At 65.4% G+C, this 18,054-nt stretch carries 17 protein-coding genes; 9 read left to right on the top strand and 8 right to left on the bottom strand.

What is annotated here, in order from left to right; translation table 11 throughout:
• Positions 1-37 precede the first annotated feature (37 nt).
• From V5F89_RS11885 to V5F89_RS11870, 4 genes are all read right to left on the bottom strand, one after another.
• Entirely contained in the window at positions 38-1,150 is a 1,113-nt protein-coding gene (locus V5F89_RS11885; RefSeq protein ID WP_338445841.1) for an endonuclease/exonuclease/phosphatase family protein, read from the bottom strand.
• 147 nt (positions 1,151-1,297) lie between these two features.
• Positions 1,298-2,215 carry a LysR substrate-binding domain-containing protein gene (locus V5F89_RS11880; RefSeq protein ID WP_338445840.1) on the bottom strand — a complete coding sequence of 306 codons (918 nt, stop codon included), beginning with the start codon at positions 2,213-2,215 and terminating at the stop codon, positions 1,298-1,300.
• 178 nt (positions 2,216-2,393) lie between these two features.
• Positions 2,394-3,911: an alkaline phosphatase D family protein gene (locus tag V5F89_RS11875; RefSeq protein ID WP_338445839.1), complete on the bottom strand. Its 1,518-nt coding sequence runs from the start codon at positions 3,909-3,911 to the stop codon at positions 2,394-2,396.
• Positions 3,911-6,202 (bottom strand): TonB-dependent receptor, encoded by a 2,292-nt coding sequence (locus tag V5F89_RS11870; protein WP_338445838.1) that lies wholly within the window; start codon positions 6,200-6,202, stop codon positions 3,911-3,913. The genes V5F89_RS11875 and V5F89_RS11870 overlap by 1 nt, the downstream gene beginning before the upstream one ends.
• Positions 6,203-6,644: 442 nt before the next feature.
• Between V5F89_RS11870 and ribH the strand changes: the two genes are divergently transcribed.
• Both ribH and V5F89_RS11860 read left to right on the top strand, forming a co-directional pair.
• Entirely contained in the window at positions 6,645-7,064 is a 420-nt protein-coding gene (gene ribH, locus V5F89_RS11865; RefSeq protein ID WP_338445837.1) for a 6,7-dimethyl-8-ribityllumazine synthase, read from the top strand.
• A 31-nt stretch (positions 7,065-7,095) separates the two neighbouring features.
• Positions 7,096-7,395, top strand: a complete 300-nt coding sequence (locus tag V5F89_RS11860; RefSeq protein ID WP_338445836.1) for a hypothetical protein — start codon at positions 7,096-7,098, stop codon at positions 7,393-7,395.
• Positions 7,396-7,449: 54 nt separating this feature from the next.
• On the opposite strand, the gene eno is transcribed toward V5F89_RS11860, so the two are convergent.
• Entirely contained in the window at positions 7,450-8,736 is a 1,287-nt protein-coding gene (gene eno, locus V5F89_RS11855) for a phosphopyruvate hydratase (RefSeq protein WP_338445835.1), read from the bottom strand.
• 177 nt (positions 8,737-8,913) lie between these two features.
• Between eno and V5F89_RS11850 the strand changes: the two genes are divergently transcribed.
• The 5 genes from V5F89_RS11850 (at position 8,914) to V5F89_RS11830 (ending at position 11,126) form a co-directional block, all read left to right on the top strand.
• Complete coding sequence (locus tag V5F89_RS11850; protein WP_338445834.1) at positions 8,914-9,498, top strand: hypothetical protein; 585 nt, start codon at positions 8,914-8,916, stop codon at positions 9,496-9,498.
• 14 nt (positions 9,499-9,512) lie between these two features.
• The gene (locus V5F89_RS11845) at positions 9,513-9,923 is read left to right on the top strand and encodes a phage holin family protein (protein ID WP_338445833.1); all 411 of its coding nucleotides are present in this window, start codon (positions 9,513-9,515) and stop codon (positions 9,921-9,923) included.
• Positions 9,920-10,243 carry a hypothetical protein gene (locus tag V5F89_RS11840; protein WP_338445832.1) on the top strand — a complete coding sequence of 108 codons (324 nt, stop codon included), beginning with the start codon at positions 9,920-9,922 and terminating at the stop codon, positions 10,241-10,243. The genes V5F89_RS11845 and V5F89_RS11840 overlap by 4 nt, the downstream gene beginning before the upstream one ends.
• A gap of 46 nt (positions 10,244-10,289) precedes the next feature.
• Entirely contained in the window at positions 10,290-10,784 is a 495-nt protein-coding gene (locus V5F89_RS11835) for a hypothetical protein (protein ID WP_338445831.1), read from the top strand.
• Between the two features lie 111 nt (positions 10,785-10,895).
• The gene (locus tag V5F89_RS11830) at positions 10,896-11,126 is read left to right on the top strand and encodes a DUF4170 domain-containing protein (protein ID WP_338445830.1); all 231 of its coding nucleotides are present in this window, start codon (positions 10,896-10,898) and stop codon (positions 11,124-11,126) included.
• A 135-nt stretch (positions 11,127-11,261) separates the two neighbouring features.
• Here the strand turns inward: V5F89_RS11830 and greA are convergent, their stop codons facing one another.
• The 3 genes from greA to carA all read right to left on the bottom strand — a co-directional run bounded on the left by greA (position 11,262) and on the right by carA (position 16,676).
• Positions 11,262-11,738 (bottom strand): transcription elongation factor GreA, encoded by a 477-nt coding sequence (gene greA, locus V5F89_RS11825; RefSeq protein ID WP_338445829.1) that lies wholly within the window; start codon positions 11,736-11,738, stop codon positions 11,262-11,264.
• Between the two features lie 107 nt (positions 11,739-11,845).
• Complete coding sequence (gene carB, locus V5F89_RS11820; protein WP_338445828.1) at positions 11,846-15,169, bottom strand: carbamoyl-phosphate synthase large subunit; 3,324 nt, start codon at positions 15,167-15,169, stop codon at positions 11,846-11,848.
• Positions 15,170-15,500: 331 nt separating this feature from the next.
• Positions 15,501-16,676: a glutamine-hydrolyzing carbamoyl-phosphate synthase small subunit gene (gene carA / locus V5F89_RS11815; protein ID WP_338445827.1), complete on the bottom strand. Its 1,176-nt coding sequence runs from the start codon at positions 16,674-16,676 to the stop codon at positions 15,501-15,503.
• A gap of 146 nt (positions 16,677-16,822) precedes the next feature.
• Between carA and V5F89_RS11810 the strand changes: the two genes are divergently transcribed.
• The gene (locus tag V5F89_RS11810) at positions 16,823-17,275 is read left to right on the top strand and encodes a GatB/YqeY domain-containing protein (protein WP_338445826.1); all 453 of its coding nucleotides are present in this window, start codon (positions 16,823-16,825) and stop codon (positions 17,273-17,275) included.
• Positions 17,272-18,027, top strand: coding sequence for a hypothetical protein (locus tag V5F89_RS11805; RefSeq protein WP_338445825.1), 756 nt, complete (start codon positions 17,272-17,274; stop codon positions 18,025-18,027). The genes V5F89_RS11810 and V5F89_RS11805 overlap by 4 nt, the downstream gene beginning before the upstream one ends.
• Positions 18,028-18,054 lie beyond the last annotated feature (27 nt).

Below are 18,054 nucleotides of genomic sequence, written 5' to 3'. Positions count from 1 at the left end.
GGTCGACGAGCTTACTGCCTTGCGGCCGGACCATCGATCAAATGTCGATCTCCGCCCAGAGAGCGGCGTGATCCGATCCTGCATCGGCCGGACGCTTGACTTCGGCATAGGCGTCCCAGCGCCTCGGTCGGGAGCCGGGCCACATGCCCTTGCGGAATACGCCGCCCGACTGAACGCGGTCGAACAGGCCGGGCGAGAGCAGGATATAGTCGATCTTGTTCGAGGCGTTGCACAGACCATAAGTGCCCGGCCAGCCGCCATCATCGAAAGCGGGGTGCTCGAAAATGTCCTTGAGATCGGTCTCGTCCAGCAGTGGGGCAAGCGGTGCGCTCGCGGGGGTGTCGTTGAAGTCGCCGATGATCGCGACATTGGTCTCACCATTGTCGATCAGACTCTTATAGATCTGAGCGATCCGCTCGGCCTGCGCCTTCCGCTTCGCGTTGGACGCGGCCATGCCGCCATAGCCTTTGCTCTTGAGATGGTTGACCAGCACCAGCAGCCGATTGCCGCTCGGCGTCGTCACTTCGAACTCCGGGCAGTCGCGCGAGAAGACGGGTTGGCCGTTCGGCAGCCTGTCATCGACATGGCTGCGCATCGTTCCGATCGGATAGCCGTCCCGGCTCATAAGACCGACATCGATGCCGCGCTCGTCATTGCCGTCGATCAGCATCACGTGCCGAAATGCCTCGCCGCCGAGTGCGGGAAGGATTTCGGTATTGAAGGCGCTCAGCACCGGGCGGCTTTCGGCCTCGACCACTCCGAGTACGTCAGCCTGAATGTCGATCATTACCCGCGCGGTGTTGCGCATCGCATGTTCGTTGACCGGTTCGTAGCGCAGTTCCAGCGATCCCACCCAGTCGGCACGGCCGTTTGCCTCGATCACGATGCCGCCGGGCCTGGGCCGGCGCAACAGGCCGCCCCGGTTGCGGCGCAGGATGACGAAGGGGCCGGTGTCGGACTTTTCCAGCCCCAGTTCCCGCATCAACGCGACCATGCGCGACTTGTCGGCAGGCGTATAGTCGATCTCGCCAAGCAGTTGATTCAACTCGGCGAACTTCTCCAGCACCGGGCGGCCTTCGTCCCAGCTTGCAAGATTCATCGCCTTGGCGCGATCGAACAGATTTTCGACATTGTAGACTGCGAGCTTCATGGCATTTCCCCCTTCTGCAAGGGGCCCCTTCTGCAAAGAGCCTCTTCTGCAAAAAGGATGCCGCAAAACCGTTGCGAGTTGGAGACCGGCCCCGATCGCACGCTTGCGCGTCGAAGGCGTAGACCCCGAAGCGGGAAACGAGAGGAACTATGCGGCTTGGAGCATCCCTCGAAACTCCGCAGCGGACCTGTCGATCTGCTCCCGGAGCCAGGGAGTGAAGATGTCGGCGGCAGGATGTTGCGGCCGTTCGACCGATCGGAACAACTGATAGCTCGCTCCCAGCGGAAAGGCACGGCGCGTGCAAACGACCAGCCTCCCGCCGGCGAGGAAGCTGTTCGAGATCAGCGGCATTGCAAGCGTGATCCCCGAACCGGCCGCTGCGGCTTCATAGGCGAGTTGCAGCGTGTCGAAGCTCCGCAGGTTGAGCTTGCCGGTTTCCAATTCCAATCCGGCCATTGCGAACCATCGCTCCCACAGGCCGACAGGCTGGCGGACCGATACGAGCGGGTAATGAGGCAGTTCGGCTTCCGCAGTTGGCATGGCGCGTCCGTCGGCAAGGTGCGGTGCGCAGACCGGGACGGTCTCGGGAGTCAGCAGATGTACGGCAGCGATGCCGGCCGGCACTGCAAGATCGCCCCAAATGGCGAGATGCACTTCGCCGCTGGCGAGCGTCTGAACGTCGCGAGTGACGGCGATCTCGACATCCACGCCCGTCTCACGCTGAAATGCCGGAAGATGCGACAGGAGCCAGCCTCCGAGGCTGTGCGAAGTGGCGACTCGCAGCGCGCGCGCCTCGCCCAGACGGATTGCCTCGGTCGCATTCTGGATGCTTCGGATCGCCGGGGCCACGTCCTCGAGATAGCGCTCGCCTACGGCATTGAGGGCCAGCGACTGGGCCGCGCGGTCGAACAGTTGCGTACCCAGGAATTGCTCGAGCGCAGCAATCCGGCGGCTGACTGCAGACGGGCTGAGCGCAAGGCGGCGCCCGACGGCGCGCAAGCTATTGCCCTGCGCTGCGGCGACGAAGATTTCGACCGACTCGAGTGGCGGTGCCTTGCGAAGCATCGCTTCGCTGTAACCCCGTAGTGTCACGGTTGTGCGACACAGCGTGCGCCATGCTCGCCTGATCGTCGGCGGCACCCGGAGGCCGCCATGGGCGTTGCCATCCCCGCCATGTTCGCGATTGCCGCGCCGTCCGCTCTCCTCGGCGCCGGAACACAACGGGGGCGGTCCCGGCGTTCGACTAAAGCAGCGCGCCGGGCCGGCGGTCCTCAATCGTGAAGGTGCGCAGTTCACGGCATGTCGCCTGCGAGTCGGCAAGGTCGGAAACGGCGCGCAGCATGCCCTCGATACGATCGCGGCGAATGTCCAGCAGGACATAGCCGGCGTGCGTATTGTTCAAAAAACGCACATGGGGGTTGAGCGCCGGCGCCGGGCCGAACAGCGCCTCCGGCCCGTTGTGCGAAGCAAGGCAACTGGTAACGATTTCGGTTGCAACCGCAGCGCTATCGGAGCGCGCAAAATCCCGCTTCACATCGTTGATCCAGAAGGAATGCACGTCCCCGCCCAAGATCACGGCATTGCGCGTGTTTGCGGCTTCCAGAGCATCGAGCATCCGGGTGCGGGCGGCGGCATAGCCGTCCCAGAACTGCGGATAGAGAGAGTTCGGACCCTCGGGCAGCGCCAGTCGGGCGAACAGCGTCTGCTGGGTCACCAACGACCAGCGCACCGGTCGCTCCGCGACCGTCCGCGCGAACCAGGCCTCCTGTGCGGGCCCCAGCATCGACCCTACGTCCTCGCCGGCCCGTGCACAGCGGGCGATCGGCCCACCCGCTGTCTCGCCCTCCGCAATGCAGGCGCTTGGCGTCCGATACTGGCGCGTGTCGAGAATGTGCGCTGCCGCAAGATCGCCCCAGGAGGTGCTGCGATAGAGCCGTACTTCGCCGCCGGGGCGGAGCGCGGAGGGGCGCAGCGGCATATGCTCGAAATAGGCGCGATAGGCGGCGGCTCGCCGGCGGACGAACGCCTGCGGATCGGCGGTATAGCCGGCGCGATCGGCCAAATAATCGTTTTCGACCTCGTGATCGTCCCAGCTGACCAGGAACGGCATCGCCGCATGCGCCGCGGCGAGATCGGGATCGCTGCGATAGAGCGCGTGGCGGGCGCGATAGTCCTCGAGCGTCTGCGGATCGCCCGCGCCGAAGCTGCGCACGTTCGGACCCGCGCCGAACGAGCGTTCGTAGATGTAGTCGCCGACCTGCAGCACGGCCTCCACCCCGGCCGCGATCATGTCGCGATAGGCGGAGAACCACCCATGTTCCCAATGCTGGCACGAGGTCAGAGCCAGGCGCAACCGCTCCGGCGCTGGGGCGATCGTGGCGACAGTCCCCGTTCGGCTGACCGCTTCGCCGAAATGGAAGCGATAGAAATAGGGGCGGCCCGGCTCGAGGCCGCGCACTTCCAGATGCACGGCGCCGCCGCGCGCCGCCGGTGAAAGGGCGCGTCCGTGCCGGACGATACGGCGGAAACCCGCATCCTCGGCAATCTCATAGCCGACTGTTCGGTCCTCGGTCATCCCGGCGATCCGCGTCCACAGTACGAAGCCATCCGCTGTCGGCTCGCCGGAGGCGACGCCGAGTGCGAAGGGATCAACCGTGGTCCGCACCCGGCTTTGCGCGGGGCGTGCACGCATGCCCCCGGCGAGAAACTGCATCGCGGCGAGCGCCGCCGCGCGCCCCAGAAGTCGTCGCCGGTCGAGCATCAGAAGCGCGCCGTCAGCCGGGCGTAGTAGGATCGGCCGTTGAGTCCGATCGGCGTTTCCTCGCCGGTGGGAAAACTGCCGCCGGTTGCGCCGATCACGAGATCCTGCCCGTCGATCTCGTCGGGCCGGGCATCGAACAGGTTCTGCACGCCGAGCACGAAGCGGATATCCTCCGCCACCGCATAGCCGGCGGCCAGATCGACGACTTCCTTGCCATCGAATATCTGCGCACCGATGAGCGGCGCCGAGGTGTAGGTGCCGAACGCCGCCACATTGGCACGCAGGTCGAAGGCCCCATGCGCAAGACTTGCCTGCGCGGTGAACTTGTCGCGCGGCTGGGCTTCGGTCAGGAACAGAATCGACTTGGTGCGCAGGAGCGGCAGCGACGGCAGCACCGGGTTGGCCCGCAGCCTGTCGAGTTCCGACTTGAACCAGCCATAGCCGAGTTGAACCGATGCGTGGGTTTCGGGGCCGAGATTCCCCTGCCATCGCGCGGTCACTTCGACGCCCTCGGTCGTCGTATCGACCGCGTTGGTGAAGAAGCGCACCTGCTGATAACCGGTGATACCGGCCTGCGCCAGGATCGCCTGCACCGCCGCGCCGCCCAGTTGCTCGCTCAGCGCGATCCGGTCGCGAATGCGGATGCGGAACCAGTCGGCGGTGAAGGCGAAGCCGTCGAACGGCCCGAACACCACCCCGACCGTCGTGTTGCGCGAACGCTCGGGTTTGAGATCGCTGGCCCCCAGCGCACGCGCCACCGGATCGGCGACAGGCAGCGTGCCGACGGTGACGAGCTGCCCCTGGCTGGTCGCACCCTGCACCGCGCTGAAATATTGCTGCTGAAGCGACGGCGCCTTGAAGCCGGTGCCGATCGTGCCGCGCAACGCCATACCGTCAGCCGCGTCGAGCCGCGCGGTCGCGCGCCAGGTCGTCTCGCCCCCGAAATCGTCATAATGGTCATGGCGCACCGCACCGCCCAGCAGCAGCGCCTCTACCGGCCGCAGTTCGATGTCGAGATAGGCGGCATAGGCGTCGCGCTTCGCGTCGGTCGGATTGCTCGGGTTGAAGCCCGCAAAGCCGGCCGCACCGAGACCGAAATAGGCCTGCGGTTCACCGCTGCGAATGCTGTATCGCTCGCTCCGATATTGCCCGCCCGCTGCGATGTTGCCGCCCGCCAGCACGCCTTCGATCGGCAGCGACAGGGCGAGATCGCCGACATGCTGTCCATAGGTGACACCGCCGGAATCGAAGCTGGTGGGGCTCTCCAGGCCCAGGGACACATTGGCGGTGTCGCGGACACGGAAATCCGCCTGGTTCTCGCCATAGCCATAGCTCAGATCGGCGCGCAGGCGGCCGAAGTCCGTCCTGACGCCGACGGTTCCGCCGAAATCCCAAATCCGCGGCTCGATGATCGGCAGGAAGCCGTCCGGGTACAGCGGCGAGAAGCCCGGTACGCGGAAACCCGCGGCATTGTTCGAAATCTTCCGTGTGACTGCGCCGAACGCATAGAGTTCGGCCGTGCCCAGCGGCAGCCCGGCGTCGAAGGCGAGATTGGCGACACGCGCCTCGGGATCGCCGATGCGATAGGTCACGCGGTCGAAGCGCTGATCGACGAATGCGCGATTGGTCGCCTCCTGCCCCCGGGCAAGCGCGGTCAGAGTCAGATGACCGCCGCGGCCCAGGCCGAAGCCGGCGCTAACGGTCGCCATTCCGTTCGCGCCATCGCCTTCCTCGGTGATGCCGGCAAGCAGCTCGCCGTAGCCACCCGACGCGTTCGACTTCAGGATAATGTTGACGACGCCCGCAATCGCGTCCGAGCCATATTGCGCCGCTGCCCCGTCGCGCAGCACTTCGATCCGTTCGATCCCGCTTTGCGGGATGGTGTCGAGATCGACCCCGGCGGACCCGCGGCCGATGCTGTTGTTGACGTTGAGCACGGCATTCGCGTGCCAGCGCTTGCCGTTGACGAGCACCAATGTCTGGTCGGGCGAGAGCCCGCGCAGTGTGACCGGCCGGGTGTTGGCCGCGGTCGCCGTCGTGGCTGCGCGTGCGAAGTTCACGCCGGGCTCGAGGAAATTGAGCGCGCGGCCCAGATCCGGATAGCCGCTTTCGAGGATCTCCTCGCCGCCGGCGATATCGATCGGTGCGGAGGATTCCACGGCGGCGCGCCCCTCGGTGCGCGTGCCGGTCACCACGATCTCGTCGACATTCGAAGAGTCGATCCCGGCTTCCCGGGCATTCGCCTCAGATGCAAGGAAAGCGGCGGTGGTCAGCAGAAATACGCGAATCATCGTTGCCCCCGAACTGGCGATTTCGCAGGCGCACCTAGCTTCGACCGCGAGGAGAGCGGTATCGCTCTATCGGCGACAACTGTTGCGCTGCGAGCAACAGCTTCCGCCGACTCAGAATCTTGGCTGTGACCTGGCTGGCTTTACAGTGCCGCCAGGCGTCGCGGCACTGGCGCGCCGCGCACGTCGTCATCACCGGCTCGGTCCCCCGCCAAGCTCGAAGATGGCCTCTCGCATTCATCGGGACTCGCAACGAAAACCCGAAGGCCTGCCACTGGACCATGTCCGCTGACGAGATCCTCGCCTCCGTCAAGCGCTTCTGCCAGGAACGACGAGGCGAACTCAGATTCAGGTGACCGGTGCGTCCACGATTTTCCGCCGGTCGCCCTCTTCCCCCGCGCCATGCTTGTGCTACCGCGCGGGCAATTGTGATGCGGAGATTTGCATGGCACGCTTTCTGGTGATCGAGGCCCGGTTTTACGAACATCTCAACGACATGCTCCTCGACGGTGCTCGCAGCGTGCTGGAAGCTGCGGGGCACGAGGTCGACGTGATCGCCGTTCCCGGCGCGCTGGAAGTGCCCGGCGCCATTGCCCTCGCGGCCGAAAGCGGCCGGTACGACGGGTTCGTGGCGCTCGGTGTCGTCATTCGCGGCGAGACCTATCATTTCGAAATCGTCGCCGGCGAAAGCGCCCGCGGCATCATGGCGCTGACGATGGACGGCATTGCGATCGGCAACGGCATTCTGACCGTGGAAAACGAGCAACAGGCTCTGGCCCGCGCGGACAGGATGCAGAAGGACAAGGGCGGCGAAGCGGCCCGCGCCGCGATCGCGATGCTCGACCTGCAGGGCAAGTTCGCGTGAACCACCGGCCCGGATACGCGGAGCCGCGGATGTGAACGGCCCGCTGGAATGGATCGCGGCGATCGGCACGATGATCGCGGCAGGCCTGATCGCAGCCGATCTGGGCCGCAAGGCTACCGGGTGGGGGTTCGTTCTTTTCTGCGCTGTGGCGATCACCTGGATCGTGTCCGGGCTGACCAGCGGCGCCATGCCGATCGCCGCGATGAACGCGATACTGCTCGCCATCAACGCCTGGGGCGTCTGGCAGTATCTCCTGAGCCCGCGAAACAGGCGCAAGCTCGAAAAACTGGAAGAGCTGGAGGAAGAGGCCGAGCGCGACGTCGACGGCTAGATTTCATCGAGACGGCACTGGCCCGCGCAGCGCCTTCCTCCCGCTTCCGCTGGATCAACGGGACAAGCGACCGAAACAGGCGCCGCCGGCATAGCGCGCGCTGTCGCCCAGCTCTTCCTCGATACGGACCAGCTGATTGTACTTGGCGAGGCGGTCCGAACGGGCGAGCGAGCCGGTCTTGATCTGGCCGCAGTTGGTGGCCACCGCGAGATCGGCGATCGTCGCATCCTCGGTTTCGCCGGAACGATGGCTCATGACCGAAGTATATCCGGCGCGGGTCGCGATATCGACCGCTTCCAGCGTTTCGGTGAGCGTGCCGATCTGGTTGACTTTCACCAGCAGCGAGTTCGCCAGCCCCTTGTCGATTCCCATTCGCAGGCGCTCGGGATTGGTGACGAAAAGATCGTCGCCGACGAGCTGGACTTTGTCGCCCACCAGGTCCGTCAGAGCCTTCCATCCCTCGAAATCGTCCTCGCTCATCCCGTCTTCGATCGAGCGGATCGGGTAATCGGCGCAGAGCTTCGCCAGATAGTCGGCCATTTCGGTCGGGGTGAGCGAAATTTCCTCGCCCGCAAGGTCGTAGCGACCATCGGTGAAGAATTCGGTCGAGGCGCAGTCGAGCGCCAGTGCGACGTCGTCGCCCGGGCGAAAGCCGGCCTCCTCGATCGAGCGCATGATGAAATCGAGCGCCGCCCGCGTGCTGGCGAGATCGGGCGCGAAACCGCCTTCGTCGCCGACCGCGGTGGAGAGGCCTTTCTGCGCCAGCCCTTTCTTGAGCGTGTGGAACACCTCGGCGCCCCAGCGCACCCCATCGGCCAGGGTTTCGGCGCCGATCGGCATGATCATGAATTCCTGGATGTCGATCGGATTGTCGGCGTGCTCGCCGCCGTTGATGATGTTCATCATCGGGACCGGGAGGACATGCGCCGAAACGCCGCCGACGTAGCTGAAGAGCGGCAGGCCGCGTGTATTGGCAGCCGCCTTGGCCACGGCCAGGCTGACGCCCAGGATGGCGTTGGCGCCGAGGCGCCCCTTGTTGCCGCTGCCGTCCAGCGCGATCATTGCCAGGTCGATGTCGCGCTGATCCTCCGCATCCAGACCCAGCAAGGTGTCGGCAATCTCGCCGTTCACGGCATCGACCGCCTTCGTCACGCCCTTGCCGAGATAGCGCGCCTTGTCCCCGTCGCGCAGTTCGACCGCCTCGTGCGCGCCGGTCGACGCACCGGACGGGACCGCCGCCCGGCCGAAGCTGCCGTCTTCGAGCAGCACGTCCACTTCGACCGTCGGATTGCCCCGGCTGTCGAGGATTTCGCGGCCGTGAAGGTCGATGATGGCGGTCATTGGGCGCTCCGGGAATGACAGGTGTTGTAATAGGCTATGACACCCCCAATATCGGATGTCTGGCGTCCCTCTATGCGCCGGAACTATGCGGCGCAAGTTGCGTTGGCAATCTGAGCGGCTATTGCGCCGACGACGGCTGCGCGCTGCGAATATATCGAGGGATTAAGGAACGAGAACATGGCTGACGCGACACCCCCCACCACCAAGAAGAAGACCACCAGAAAACCGGCCGCCGGCTCCGCTTCCACCGCGAAGAAGACTTCGGCGGCAGCCCCTGCGGCGGACCACCGCACCGAAGCCAAGTCGCGGTTCAATTCCGCGCTGGAGGAAGCCAAGGCCGGCGCGGCCGCGCTGAAGGCCGAGGCCGCCAATCGCGCCTCCGCCTATCGCGACAAGGCCCGCGACCGTTCCGACGACTGGGTTGTCGAAGCGAAGGCCTATGGCGAGCAGGCCAGGGACAAGGGCAAGGAACTTGCCACCGAAGGCAAGACCAAGGCGAGCGAGGCGCTGTCGTCGTTGAGCCGGATGGTGGCCGAGAACGCCGCCGCGATCGACGAGAAATTCGGTTCGCAATACGGCGAATATGCCCGCAAGGCCTCGCGCAGCTTGCAGGACGCCTCGGTCAAGCTGGACGCGAAGAGCGTGGACGAACTGGGTGAAGACGCCCGCGAAGTCGTCCGCAAGAGCCCGGGCCTCGCGGTCGGCGTGGCCGCCGTCGCGGGCTTCATGCTGGCCCGGATGCTCCGCGGCCGCCGCGACTGATTCTGCACCCCAGCGTGGCAATCACGGATAACGAGCCCCTGCCCGACGGGCAGGACGGTGAAGAGAGGCCCGCCGATGCGGAAGCGCCGGCGGGCGTCTCGCTCACCGAAGATATCCTCGCGCTTCTCGAAGACGGCAAAACCTATCTGGAAGCCGAGAAGGCCTTTCAGAAGAGCCGCGCCGCTTTCGTTGCCGACAAGGGCAAGCGCGGGGTCGTCCGGGGGCTGGCAGCATTCGCGATGATCCACCTCGCCCTGATCGGCATGGTCGTGGGCCTGGTGATAGCACTCAGCCCCCTGCTTACCGTGTGGGGAGCGATCGCCGCCGTCACGGGCGTATTGCTCGTCGGCGGGATCGTCCTGACGCGCAGCGCGATCAATCAGTTCCGCGCTGCCGGCAGAAGTTTCGGAGACGATGGAAAGTGAGCGAGATCGAACGCCGGATGATCGAGGATCGCACATTGCGCGACGCGGCGCTCGCCCTTGTGAAGGCCGACGTGGCGCATTTGCAGGCCGATCTGAACGCCAGGAGCGTGGGCACCCGGCTGCTGGATCGCGTGACCGAGCGTGCGAGCGACGTGCTCGACGAAGCCTCGAACCTTGCGAAGGACAACCGCGGCGTTTTGGTGGCCCTGCTGGCGGCGGTTGCTCTGTGGTTTTCGCGCAATCCGCTCATTGCCCTGTTTTCCGGCAGAGATGACGGCGACGATGCGGAACCCGACGATGCGGAACCCGAAGACGCGTGAGTCCGTTCGTTCGTCGAAGCACAAAATTCAACGGAGATAGAGGGCTATGGCCGACACAGAAAAGCGCGAAGAGCTCAAGAATCGCATCGAAGCGGGTCAGCAGCGGCATGCCGACCGCACAGTGGCCGACTATGCGCGCGATGCGCGCGACAGTGCCACGGCATTCGTGAAGGAACACCCGATCGCCACGGTCGCGGGCGGTGTGGCCGTCGGTGTCCTTATCGCGAGTATCGTCCCGGGCCCGGGACGGCGGATGCGCAGAAGGGCGACACAGCGCGGATCGGCGCTTGCAGCGATGCTGGCGGAGCTTGGCACGGCCTATGGCGCCTCGCTGCTGGACAGCCTCGGCCATGCGGCCCGCGCGGGCGGCGACCGGCTGGAAGATCTGGGCGATGCGATCGGCGACGGTGCGCGCGACTTGCGCCGCGAAGCGGGCGCGCAAAGCGAGACGGTGCGCGAATCCGCCCGCCGGCTGACCAGGGATGTCGGGAAGAAGACCGGCCGCCGGATGCGGGATCTGCGAACGCGCATCGCGCAGTGAACGAGCGGCCGGACTTTTCGCAGCGGCGCGTCAGGCTTGCCTGCCGCGCCGTTTGCTTTATGGGCCGCGCCGTTCTCCCCCACCCCTCCTCATGGCCCCGGGAATAACGACATGGAAGAAACCGAAACCAGACAGCGCCTGCACCTCGTCATGGGCGGGCGTGTCAAAGATCCGCGAACCCTCGAGTTCCAGGACCCCGAAAGCATTCACGTCGTGGGCGTGTTCAGCGATTACGACAACGCGGTCGAAGCCTGGCGTGCCAACGCCCAGCGGACAGTCGACGATGCCGAAATGAAATACGTCATCGTTCACCTGCATCGTTTGCTGACGCCGGAAGTGTAACGGGGAGCCTGCGCCCCAAGAGCGCTCAGGCGCCCTTGGGGCCCGCGTGTGCGCCGCTGCGCCGCCGAGCGCGGGCCTGGACGCTTCCCGCTATTGCCAGGCCCCTGCTGCGTCCCTCAGGAGGCCCTTGGGGGGTCAGATGAACTCGATCTTGTCGACCAGGTAGAACTTGTCGCCCGACGGCACGGTCACTTCGATCTCGTCGCCGACCGATTTGCCGATCAGCGCGCGCCCCAGGGGCGAATTGTAGCTGATCCGGCCTCTGTTGGCGTCGGCTTCGGTCTGGCCGACGATCTGGTATTTCACCGGCTTGTCGTCGTCGTCGAGCAGGGTCACAGTGGCCCCGAAAACGATCTTGTCGCCCGACAGCGTGGTCGGGTCGATGATCTGCGCGCGGCTGACGCGATCCTCGATCTCGGCGATCTGCGCCTCGACCTGGCCCTGGCGTTCCTTCGCAGCGTGATACTCGGCATTTTCCGAGAGGTCGCCATGCGCGCGCGCTTCCTCGATCGCGTCGACGATTTTCGGGCGTTCCGCGCGCAGCTGCTTCAGGTCGGCGGTCAGCCGCTCGTAACCTTCTGCCAGCATCGGGACCTTTTCCATGGTAGCCATCGCGTCTTTCCTCCATGCGTCCCTGCCACGGCAATTCCGCCCTCTGCCCCTCCGTCGGGAGGCGGCGGCTGTGCGGGCGGAATGTTCGGGAGAGAACGCGGGTTGTTTCAGCTATAATAGTCTTGCAACGGCCGCACTTCAAGCTGGCTGGCCCGGACCGCGCGAATCGCCTTCGCCGCCGCAAGCGAGGCTGCGGCGGTGGTGTAGTAGGGGATTTTCATTTCCAGCGCCGTCGCGCGGATCGATTTCGAATCGATCAGGCTCTGCCACCCTTCGGTCGTGTTGAACACCAGCGCAACCTCGCGGTCGATCATCCTGTCGACGATATGCGGCTGCCCCTGCGCCACTTTGTTGACCCGTTCCACCGGCAGGCCCTGCTCCGCCAGATAGGCCTGTGTGCCCGCGGTCGCGATCACGTCGAACCCTTGCTCGATCAGCGACTGGATCGCAGGCAGGATGATCGCCTTGTCGCTGTCCTTGACCGAAACGAACACCGTTCCGGCCTCGGGCAAGCGCGCCCCGGCGCCGAGTTGCGATTTGAGGAACGCAGCGGGGAAGTCGCGATCGATCCCCATGACTTCGCCCGTGGAGCGCATTTCCGGGGTCAGGATCGGGTCCGAACCGGGGAAGCGGGTGAACGGGAAAACCGCCTCCTTCACCGCCATGTAATCGAAATCGCGGCGGAACGGGGGGAACGAGGACAGCGGCTCGCCCGCCATCACCCGGGCGGCTATCTTGGCCACCGGCTGCCCGATGGCCTTGGCCACGAAAGGCACGGTGCGGCTGGCGCGCGGATTCACCTCGATCAGATAGACCTCGCCATCCTTGACCGCGAACTGGACGTTCATCAGGCCGACGACCTTGAGCGCCTTGGCCAGGGCCTCCGCCTGGCGCTCCATCTCCTCGACGATTTCCGGCGGAAGCGAATAGGGCGGCAAGGTGCAGGCGCTGTCGCCCGAGTGGACCCCGGCTTCCTCGATATGCTGCATGACGCCGGCGATGCGCACTTCCTCGCCGTCGCACAGGGCATCCACATCGCATTCGATCGCGTCGCGCAAGTACTGGTCGACCAGCACCGGGCTGTCGCCCGAGACGTGGACCGCAGTGGCAATATAGTCGTCGAGCTGCGCCTCGCTGTCGACGATCTCCATCGCGCGACCGCCGAGCACGTAGCTGGGGCGCAGCAGCACCGGATAGCCGATGCGCGCCGCCACCGCCGCGGCTTCGTCGCGGCTCTTGGCGATACCGTTGAGCGGCTGTTTGAGCTTCAGCTGGTTGACCAGCTTGGCGAAGCGCTCGCGATCTTCGGCCAGGTCGATCGCGTCGGGACTGGTGCCGAGGATCGGGATCCCTTCATCCTCCAGCGCCTGCGCCAGCTTGAGCGGAGTCTGTCCGCCGAACTGGACGATGACGCCGACCAGCTCGCCGCTCTGCTGCTCCACCCGCAGGATTTCCAGCACATCCTCGGCAGTGAGCGGTTCGAAATAGAGGCGATCCGAAGTGTCGTAGTCGGTGCTCACCGTTTCCGGGTTGCAGTTGACCATGATCGTTTCGTAGCCCGCTTCGTTGAGCGCGAAGCAGGCGTGGACGCAGCAGTAATCGAACTCGATGCCCTGCCCGATCCGGTTCGGCCCGCCGCCGAGGATCACGATCTTGCGCCGGTCGCTCGGCCGGGCCTCGTCCTCGCCCTCGCCGAAACTCGGCTTCTCGTACGTCGAATACATGTAGGGCGTGACCGCCTCGAACTCGGCAGCGCAGGAATCGATCCGCTTGAAAACGGGCAGGACGCCCAGCTTGCGGCGCAGCTTGCGGACTTCTTCCTCGCTGGTCGCGCCAGCCATGGCGCGCACGGTATCGTGTAGCAGGCCGGAACGAGTGGCCTGGGTCTCCGCCAGCCCCCCGGCAACCCCCACCGAGCGCACGGCCAGCTTGGCCAGGCGGCGGTCGGAAAAGCCCATAGCCTTCAGCCGGTGCAGGCTCTCCGCATCCCTCGGAAGCCCGTTCTCGCTCACGTCCTTCTCGGCCGCGACGATGGCGGCGATCTGGCGCAGGAACCACGGATCGTATCCGGTAATCGCCTGGATATCCTCGACCGAGAAGCCTTCGCGCATCGCCTGGGCGACTTTCAGCAGCCGGTCGTGCGTGCGGCGGCTGAGCGCGGTCGTGATCGTCTCGCGATCGGCGCCTTCCAGCTCCGGCACGCCATTGAACCCGTCCAGCCCGGTTTCGAGGCCGCGCAGCGCCTTCTGCATCGATTCCTGGAAATTGCGGCCGATGGCCATGACCTCGCCGACCGACTTCATCGCGGTCGAAAGCTCGGTCTTCGCACCCTTGAACTTCTCGAAGGCGAAGCGGGGGATCTTGGTCACGACATAGTCGATCGTCGGCTCGAAACTGGCCGGGGTCGCGCCGGTGATCTCGTTGGTGATCTCGTCCAGCGTATAGCCGACCGCCAGCTTGGCCGCGACGCGGGCGATCGGGAAGCCGGTGGCCTTCGATGCGAGCGCGGAGGAGCGCGAGACGCGCGGGTTCATCTCGATCACGATCAGGCGGCCGTCGGCGGGATTGACCGCGAACTGCACATTCGACCCGCCCGTCTCCACGCCGATCTCGCGCAGCACCGCGATGCTGGCCGACCGCATAATCTGGTATTCCTTGTCGGTGAGGGTCAGCGCCGGGGCGACAGTGATGCTGTCGCCGGTGTGGACGCCCATCGGATCGACGTTCTCGATCGAGCAAATGATGATGGCATTGTCGTGCCGGTCGCGCACGACTTCCATCTCGTATTCCTTCCAGCCGAGCAGCGATTCCTCGATCAGAACCTCGGTCGTGGGGCTGGCGTCGAGCCCTTCGCGTACGATCTGCTCGAACTCGGCCTTGTTGTAGGCGATCCCGCCCCCGGTGCCGCCCAGCGTGAAGCTGGGGCGGATGATCGCCGGCAGGCCGGTGCGTTCGAGCACTGCGAAAGCCTCGTCCAGCGTGTTGGCCACGCCGCTGCGCGCGGATTCCAGCCCGATCTTGTCCATCGCCTCGCGAAAGCGCTGGCGGTTTTCCGCCTTGTCGATCGCGTCGGCATCGGCGCCGATCATCTGGACGCCGTATTTCTCCAGCGTGCCGTCGTTGAACAGCGCAAGCGCGCAGTTGAGCGCGGTCTGCCCGCCCATCGTCGGCAGCAGCGCGTCTGGCCGCTCCTTCGCGATGATCTTCTCGACGATCTCGGGCGTGATCGGCTCGACATAGGTCGCGTCGGCGAACTCGGGATCGGTCATGATCGTCGCCGGGTTGGAGTTGACGAGGATGACGCGATAGCCCTCCTCCTTCAGCGCCTTGATCGCCTGCGTGCCCGAATAATCGAACTCGCAGGCCTGGCCGATAATGATCGGCCCGGCGCCGATAACGAGGATCGAGGAGATGTCAGTGCGTTTGGGCATCAGAAGCCGAACCTGTTGTTTGATTGATTGCTGCGCATCAATTTGATTGCAACGCGGCGGAGCCGTGACAGCGCGGATTGCCGAAGAAAATGCTCAGCTGCACGCGAAGCGCGATCCGAGCTTAGGTCACCAGAAACCTTGACCAAGACCGTCCTCTTCGTCCGCGCCTCTATCGAGAAACCATAGTGCTTCAAAATACGCTCCAAGCCACGTTCTCGAAGATAGAGGCGCGAATAAATAGGCGGCTGAAAATCTCCTCTTCGCCCGCGTCGAGCACGAAAATCGCTTCGTAAATGCGTCAAAACGCCGCGCGGCCCATAAGACCAGCGGGTCAATGTTGAGCCCCCAACATCGCCACGAACTTCTCGAACAAGTAGAAGCTGTCCTGCGGTCCAGGGCTTGCCTCGGGGTGGTACTGCACGCCGAATGCGCGCTTGCCCTTGATCGCGATGCCGCAGTTGGAGCCGTCGAACAGGCTGACGTGGGTTTCCTCGACCCCGTCGGGAAGCGTCGAATTGTCGACCGCGAAACCGTGGTTCATGCTGGTGATCTCGACCACGCCGTCCTCCAGCCGCTTGACCGGGTGGTTCGCGCCGCGATGGCCCTGGTGCATCTTGGCGGTCTTCGCACCGGCGGCGAGACCGAGCATCTGGTGGCCGAGGCAGATGCCGAAGATCGGCATGTCGTGCTCCAGCAGCGCCTTGATCGTCGGCACTGCGTACTCGCCGGTCGCCGCCGGATCGCCCGGACCGTTGGACAGGAAGACCCCCTGCGGCGAGAGCGCGAGCACTTCGTCGAGCGAGGTCTTCGCCGGCACCACCGTCACCCGCGCGCCGGCCTTCACCAGGTTGCGGAAGATATTGTCCTTGCTGCCATAATCGATCGCGACGACATGCGGCCGCGCGTCGTCGTGCGGCGAGCGGCCGTAACCGGTGCCGAGGCGCCAGTAGCCGCCTTCCCAGCTTTCCTGCTTGTCGCGGCTGACGCGCTGGGCAAGGTCCATCCCCTCCAGCCCCGGCCATTCCTGCGCGCGCTTGAGCAGTGCGGGAATGTCGAACTCGCCCGCAGGATCGTGCGCGATCACCGCATTGGGGGCACCCTGCAGCCGGATACGGCGGGTGAGCGCGCGAGTGTCGACGCCCGACAGGCCGATCTTGTCCATCGCCGCCAGCCATTCGCCGAACTCTTCGCGCGCGCGGAAATTGGAGTGCGGCGTCACCTCCTCGCGCACGATGCAGCCGACGGCCCCTTCGACCTGCGATTCGACATCCTCGGCATTCGCGCCGACATTGCCGATATGCGGGAAAGTGAAGGTCACGATCTGCCCGGCATAGGACGGGTCCGTCATCACTTCCTGGTATCCGGTCATCGCGGTGTTGAAGCACACTTCGCCCACCGCGCTGCCCCTGGCCCCGAAGCCCATGCCCCAGACGATCGTCCCGTCGGCCAGAACCAGCACGCCGGTCGCTCCTTTGGGTTGCGCAGGCGTGGTAACGGGGTCTGCCATTGGGCGCTCCGAGTTCGTTGGTTTCCGGCAATGTTGCTAAGTCTCAGCCGCTAGGCCCAGCCGCGGTGCCCGTCAACCTGTCCAATTGCGAAATATCGGGGTAAAGCCAGCGCACACCCCACATTTGCGACAGAAAGACCATCCTCATGATCCGCGACGACATCAAGCAGGCCACTGTCCAGGCGATGAAGGCGGGCGACAAGCAGCGGACCGCCGCTCTCCGCCTGATCGCCGCCAAGATCAAGGACCGCGACATCGAACAGCGCACCAGCGGCAAGGACGTCGGCGACGACGACCTGGTGATCGAGGTGTTGCAGAAGATGGCCAAACAGCGGCGCGAATCGATCCAGATGTACGAGGAAGGCGGTCGCGAAGAGCTGGCGCAGCAGGAGCGCGGCGAACTGGCGGTGATAGAAGAATTCCTGCCGCAGATGATGGACGAATCCGAGACCCGCGCCGCGATCGAGGCCGTGAAGGCGGACCTCGGCGCCGAATCGATCAAGGACATGGGCCGGGTCATGGCGGAACTGAAGGCGCGCCACGGCGCTGTGCTCGACATGAGCCGGGCCAGCGCCCTGGTGAAGGAGAGCCTAGCATGACCTGCCGTTTCGCCGTTCTCGCCGCTGCCGGGGCGCTCGCGCTTGCAGCCTGTTCCGACGGTTCCGGCGAGTCCGGCGAACAAGCCGTGACCGACCTCGAACGGATCGACACGGACGGCGCGGCCGATGCGGCGGCGAAGACCCTGCCGGCGGGCGATTTCGGCGCACTGACCCTTGGTGCCAAAGTCGCCGGTCCGCAAGGCGACGAGGTCAAGGGCGCGCTGAGCAACGCGACGGGCAATTTCGCCGATGTCCGGTCTTATGTCGCCTGTCCGGCCGGCATGGACCCGTGCAATCCTGCCACGGCACCGGAGGGTACGGTCTTTACTTATGTCCACGTCGTCCATCCCGGCGAGGACAACGATCCGACCTCGGGCGACGGCGAGGGCAATACCTCGTCGAATGTCGAGCGGGCAACCGAGTTTCGCCTGACAATGCCCGCGCACGGCTTTACGGGCGAGGCCGGCTATTCGAAGGCGGAAGCTCTCGCCGCGGTCGGCGCCAAGGCCGATGTGGTGGTGACATGCCACGAAGGCGGTCTGGTTTGGACCGTCAGTGCCGGCGACGGCGGCGATCAGTGGAAGCAGGCAGAGCCGCTGACGTTCTACTGGAGATCGACCGTGCCGCCCGCGGGTCCGCGCGATGCCTATGCGATTTTCGCCAACTACACCGCCGCGCACGGTCCCGGTCCCTATCCGGCTGCCGACGCTTCTGCCCCAAACGCCTGCGCCACCCCCGCCGAGCCTCGCTGATCGCCCTTGAACTGGAGGGCCGCGCCG

The organism is Pelagerythrobacter marensis (assembly GCF_036700095.1).
Lineage (GTDB): Bacteria > Pseudomonadota > Alphaproteobacteria > Sphingomonadales > Sphingomonadaceae > Pelagerythrobacter > Pelagerythrobacter marensis_A.
This window is presented reverse-complemented; position numbering and strand designations above follow the sequence as displayed.

What these genes read in the sequence shown, in the direction of transcription:
- V5F89_RS11885 (WP_338445841.1), bottom strand. Translation starts at nt 1,150, where the DNA reads ATGAAGCTCGCAGTCTACAATGTCGAAAATCTGTTCGATCGCGCCAAG.
- V5F89_RS11880 (WP_338445840.1), bottom strand. Translation starts at nt 2,215, where the DNA reads ATGCTTCGCAAGGCACCGCCACTCGAGTCGGTCGAAATCTTCGTCGCC.
- V5F89_RS11875 (WP_338445839.1), bottom strand. Translation starts at nt 3,911, where the DNA reads ATGCTCGACCGGCGACGACTTCTGGGGCGCGCGGCGGCGCTCGCCGCG.
- V5F89_RS11870 (WP_338445838.1), bottom strand. Translation starts at nt 6,202, where the DNA reads ATGATTCGCGTATTTCTGCTGACCACCGCCGCTTTCCTTGCATCTGAG.
- ribH (WP_338445837.1), top strand. Translation starts at nt 6,645, where the DNA reads ATGGCACGCTTTCTGGTGATCGAGGCCCGGTTTTACGAACATCTCAAC.
- eno (WP_338445835.1), bottom strand. Translation starts at nt 8,736, where the DNA reads ATGACCGCCATCATCGACCTTCACGGCCGCGAAATCCTCGACAGCCGG.
- V5F89_RS11850 (WP_338445834.1), top strand. Translation starts at nt 8,914, where the DNA reads ATGGCTGACGCGACACCCCCCACCACCAAGAAGAAGACCACCAGAAAA.
- V5F89_RS11835 (WP_338445831.1), top strand. Translation starts at nt 10,290, where the DNA reads ATGGCCGACACAGAAAAGCGCGAAGAGCTCAAGAATCGCATCGAAGCG.
- V5F89_RS11830 (WP_338445830.1), top strand. Translation starts at nt 10,896, where the DNA reads ATGGAAGAAACCGAAACCAGACAGCGCCTGCACCTCGTCATGGGCGGG.
- greA (WP_338445829.1), bottom strand. Translation starts at nt 11,738, where the DNA reads ATGGCTACCATGGAAAAGGTCCCGATGCTGGCAGAAGGTTACGAGCGG.
- carB (WP_338445828.1), bottom strand. Translation starts at nt 15,169, where the DNA reads ATGCCCAAACGCACTGACATCTCCTCGATCCTCGTTATCGGCGCCGGG.
- carA (WP_338445827.1), bottom strand. Translation starts at nt 16,676, where the DNA reads ATGGCAGACCCCGTTACCACGCCTGCGCAACCCAAAGGAGCGACCGGC.
- V5F89_RS11810 (WP_338445826.1), top strand. Translation starts at nt 16,823, where the DNA reads ATGATCCGCGACGACATCAAGCAGGCCACTGTCCAGGCGATGAAGGCG.
- V5F89_RS11805 (WP_338445825.1), top strand. Translation starts at nt 17,272, where the DNA reads ATGACCTGCCGTTTCGCCGTTCTCGCCGCTGCCGGGGCGCTCGCGCTT.